General features: G+C 70.9%; 4 protein-coding genes. 2 read left to right on the top strand and 2 right to left on the bottom strand.

Annotated features, from left to right (window positions below; all coding sequences use genetic code 11):
* Nucleotides 1-38 precede the first annotated feature (38 nt).
* Nucleotides 39-1,001, top strand: a complete 963-nt coding sequence (locus ITI46_RS33500; RefSeq protein ID WP_209243716.1) for a glycine betaine ABC transporter substrate-binding protein — start codon at nt 39-41, stop codon at nt 999-1,001.
* Between the two features lie 135 nt (nt 1,002-1,136).
* Nucleotides 1,137-2,813: a hypothetical protein gene (locus tag ITI46_RS33495; protein WP_209243715.1), complete on the top strand. Its 1,677-nt coding sequence runs from the start codon at nt 1,137-1,139 to the stop codon at nt 2,811-2,813.
* Nucleotides 2,814-2,826: 13 nt separating this feature from the next.
* On the opposite strand, the gene ITI46_RS33490 is transcribed toward ITI46_RS33495, so the two are convergent.
* Nucleotides 2,827-3,597: an isocitrate lyase/PEP mutase family protein gene (locus tag ITI46_RS33490; RefSeq protein ID WP_209243714.1), complete on the bottom strand. Its 771-nt coding sequence runs from the start codon at nt 3,595-3,597 to the stop codon at nt 2,827-2,829.
* Nucleotides 3,594-4,073: a carboxymuconolactone decarboxylase family protein gene (locus tag ITI46_RS33485; protein WP_209243713.1), complete on the bottom strand. Its 480-nt coding sequence runs from the start codon at nt 4,071-4,073 to the stop codon at nt 3,594-3,596. The genes ITI46_RS33490 and ITI46_RS33485 overlap by 4 nt, the downstream gene beginning before the upstream one ends.
* Between the last annotated feature and the right edge of the window lie 148 nt (nt 4,074-4,221).

Below are 4,221 nucleotides of genomic sequence, written 5' to 3'. Positions count from 1 at the left end.
GGTCCCCCCCCGCCCGTCACTCAAGAAAGAGAAACCGCATGAGAATCAAGCGTGTAGGCACCATCGGCGTCGCCGGCGCCGGCATCCTGGGCGTTCTCGCCCTCACCACGGGCTGCGCCGCGGACACCAAGGCCAGCGGCGGCGGCGACGACAAGGTCGTGCTGGCCGAGCCGTCCTGGGTCGGCGCCACCGCCAACGCGGCCGTCGTCAAGAAGCTCCTCGAGGACGAGCTCGACGTGAAGGTCGAGGCCAAGCAGATGGACGAGCCCGTCGCCTTCGACGCGCTCAACAGCGGCAAGGCCGACGCCATCCTCGAGGACTGGCACGGCGTTCCGAAGAAGCAGGACCTCTACGTCAACAAGAAGAAGACCGTCGTCTCCGGCGGTGACCTGGGCGTGGTCGGCCACATCGGCTGGTTCGTGCCGAAGTACTACGCCGACAAGCACCCCGACGTCGTAAAGAGCTACAAGAACCTCAATAAGCACTACAAGGACTTCAAGACCTCCGAGAGCGGCAACCTGGGGCACTTCATCGGTGCCGCGCCGTCGTACTCGCAGCATGACAAGGAACTGATCAAGAACCTTGGCCTGAAGTTCAAGCACATCCCCTCCGGTGCCGAGGCGGCCCAGCTCAAGGAGCTGAAGCGGCTCTACGACGCCAAGAAGCCGTTCCTCACCTACTGGTGGGAGCCGCAGTGGATGAACGAGAAGATCGACATGGTCGAGGTGAAGCTGCCCAAGTACACCAAGGGCTGCGAGATCCCCGCCTCCAAGGCCAAGTGCGGCTACGAGACCAACCAGCTCGAGAAGTTCATGAACAAGGACTTCGCCAAGGGCAACAGCAAGGCCGCCCAGTTCATCAAGAACTTCCACTGGACCACCAAGGACCAGAACGAGGTCGCCGGAATGATCGCCGGTCAGAAGATGGACCCGGAGGACGCCGCCGCCAAGTGGATCAAGGCGAACAAGTCCAAGTGGCAGAAGTGGATCCCGAAGAAGTAAGGCATCCGCTCAGTTCTTGAGACGGCCTCTTTCCCCACCCGCCCCCGTGACGCCCGCCGTCACGGGGGCGGGGGCGATAGAGCCGGCGCTCAGGGGCACAGCGGAATGAAGGCGAACGGGGGAAGAGTGGCCCGCATGAGCGGCGGAAGCCGGCGAGCGGTGCGGGTCTGGTGCTGGGTGTGTGCGCTGGGCGTACTGGCGGCGCTGGACCGGGTGATCGCCGCGCCGTCGACGCCGCCGCCCCGCTGGGACCTCGTCAGCTGCCTCGGGGCAGCCGCGGTCGGCGCCGTCGGCGGACGGTGGGCGGTGCGGAACCGTCCCGGCCAGGGCGCCACGGCGTACTGGTGGCCCGGCCGGCGCGCCGGTCTGATGGGGTTCGGGCTCGCCGCCTGGCTTCTTGTGGTGATCTCCCTCGTCATGGCGCCGCTCTCGTTCGATCCGGACGCCTGGCGGATGCGGGAGGCCGGATACACGATCCGCGCCCTCCCGGTGGAGCGGGTCCTCTCGACCGAGACGCACAGCGGCAGGACCACCTTCTTTGTCAGCGACGTCCGCCTCACCGTCCCTTTCGACAGCGGGAAGGTGACGACGACCGTCTCCCTGCGGACCGAGCGGAGGCCCAGCGAGTACCGCAGCCTGCGGGCGTGGGCCCTGTATGTGCCATCGGCCGAGGAACTGGGCTGGATCACGTCGAACGACCGGAGCGAGCTGGAGGCCAAGGTCGGCGGCCCGGCGGATCCGGTGCCGGTCACCTTTGTCGCGCTGGGCATCGGTATCAGCCTGCTGTTCGCCGCGATATGGGGCCGGGCGGCCGCGGGGGGCCTTGCCGGTCTGAGCCGACGGGGGCAGGGCCGTTCGTATCCCGTGACGGTCGTCTCCGCCGGGGTGGCGAGCGGTGAGCGGCACCACGAGGGCAAGCCGCTCGAACAGACGGCGCCCCGCCTCGTGCTGCTGACTCCGGACGGAGGAGAAGAGGGCTCCGCGGAAGGGAGCTCCGCAGCAGGGGGCTCCGGGGGCGGCGCGCGTCTGGAGTTCTTTCTCGATCTGGCCCTCGATCCGGCGGTCCTCGCGCCACTGGTCGGCCTCCGGGGCCGGGTCTGCCGGCAGGAGCGGACCGACCGGTCGGTCGGACGTGATCCCGGCAGTGCGCGTGCCGTCGATGCCGTGCTCGTGCTCGACGACGGCCGGTTCGCGCGGGGCAAGCTGCAGACGGCCTCCGGCGAACCGCTCCCCGCCGGTGCGCCCATGCCCCCGCTGACGCCCGATGCCGCCCGGGCACAGGCACAAAGGGCGCTCCCGACCCCGCCGTGGGACCCGCTGCTGCACCCCCGGAGTCTCTCGGCGTACCTCTTCAGCCTGCTGGCGCTGGGGGCCACCGCCTACGGCCTCGACTCACCATGGGCGCAGATCGCGGGGGCCTCGGCCGTCCTGGCCCCCGCGCTCACCTGGCTCTCCGTCACCGTCGGCCGACACCTGCGCTTGACGGAACTCGCCGAGGCCGGGGAAGACGCCCTTGCCGAGTCCGGGGAAGCGGCACCCGCGAAGGAGCCCGCCGCCGCCGGCCCCCTCTCCGTCCCGCCCGGCGGTGGTCCGGGGAGCGCCGCGCGGGGGGCCGAACTGTCCCGCGCCCTGTGGCGGATGTGCGTGTGGGCCGCGCTGACCGCCGCGGCCCTGGGTACGGCATGGATCCTCCGCGACGGTGACCACCAGTCCGTCTCGTTGCTCGCCCTCGCCGTGGGTTTCGTCCTGCTCCGCCCGCTGTACGTGTCCGCCAGGGCGCTGCGGGCGCTGCGCCCTCCTGAAGAGGAGTGAGCAGCCGGTTCCCTCAACTCCCGGGGCGCAGCTCCGCCGCCAGCGCGCGCACATCCGCGCGTACGCTGTCGTAAGCGCGCGCCGCGAGACCGCCACCGAAGGTGACCCGCGTGCAGCCTGCCGCGGCCAGCTCGGCTGCGGAGGGCCCGCCGCCCGCGACCCGGGCCAGCCCATTGACCGGCACCGGCAACTCGCGGGCCAGAACGGCGAGGTCGTCGAGCGGCGCACCGATCGGATACACCCCGTCGGCGCCCGCCGCCACATACGCACGCCCCCGCTCCAGCGCCTCGGCCAACGGCTCCTCGGCGCCGTGGAGATGGGCGTCCACCCGGGCGTTCAGAAAGGGAGCGGGCCCCAGCGCCTCGCGTACGGAGGCCAGGAACTCGGCCTGTTCCCCGGCCGGCACCAGCTTCCCGGCCACGGAGTCCTCCAGGTTGCAGCCGACGGCCCCCGTGTCCAGCAGCCGCTCGGCGATCTCGCGCGGCGGCAGCCCGTATCCCCGCTCGATGTCGGCGGTCACCGGGAGGGCGACCGCCCGCGCGATCCGCGCAACGGCGGCGAACATCTCCTCCGCCGGGCACTCCCCGTCGGCGTACCCGAGCGACGCGGAGACGCCCGCGCTCGGCGTCGCCAGCGCGGCGAACCCCGCGTCGGCGACGATGCGGGCACCGGCCGCGTCCCAGGCGCCGGGCAGCACCAGCGCCTCGCCCGGCTGCCGGCCGTGGTGCAGCTCCCGGAACCGGGCGGCGGTCCCGGCCCTCGAGCCGTTCCTGGCGCCGCTCACTCAGAGGTCTCCTGGCCCCCGTCCCGCAGGCTCTGCGGAAGGCCCCGCACGGTCACGTTGAACCGGTTCCAGGAGTTGATGGCCACGATCTGGCCGATCAGCGCGGCGAGTTCGCTCTCGTCGAAGTGCTTGGCGGCCCGCTCGTAGACCTCGTCCGGCACGAAGCCGTCCGTCAGCTCGGTGACGGCTTCCGTCAGCGCGAGCGCGGCCCGCTCCCGCTCGGTGAACAGATCGCCGGCCTCCTCCCAGGCCGGGAGCAGGTCGAGCCTCAGCTGCGACTCGCCGTTCTTACGGGCGTCGGCGAAGTGCATGTCCAGGCAGTAGGCGCAGCGGTTGATCTGCGAGGCGCGGATCTTGACCAGCTCGCCGATCACAGGGTCGAGCCCGGCCGCCGACGCGGCCTGCTGGAACCCGTACATCCCCTTCATCAGCGCTGGAGCGGTCTTCCAGAGGTCCATACGTGGTGTAGTCGTCATGCTCCTGAGCCTAATCCGGAGTGGTTCACGGGTATGGTCCACTTTCATGGCAGATACGTGGGCCAATTCCGGCACTCCTCCAGCGCGGCGCCGCACCGGCAGCGACCTCCACCTCGACCTGCCGCCCTCCGCGGGGCCCGGCACCCCC

This window comes from Streptomyces oryzae, from assembly GCF_017676365.1.
Taxonomy (GTDB): Bacteria; Actinomycetota; Actinomycetes; order Streptomycetales; family Streptomycetaceae; genus Streptomyces; species Streptomyces oryzae.
The sequence above is the reverse complement of the archived record's forward strand: the minus strand, read 5'-3'. Positions and strand labels throughout refer to the sequence as shown.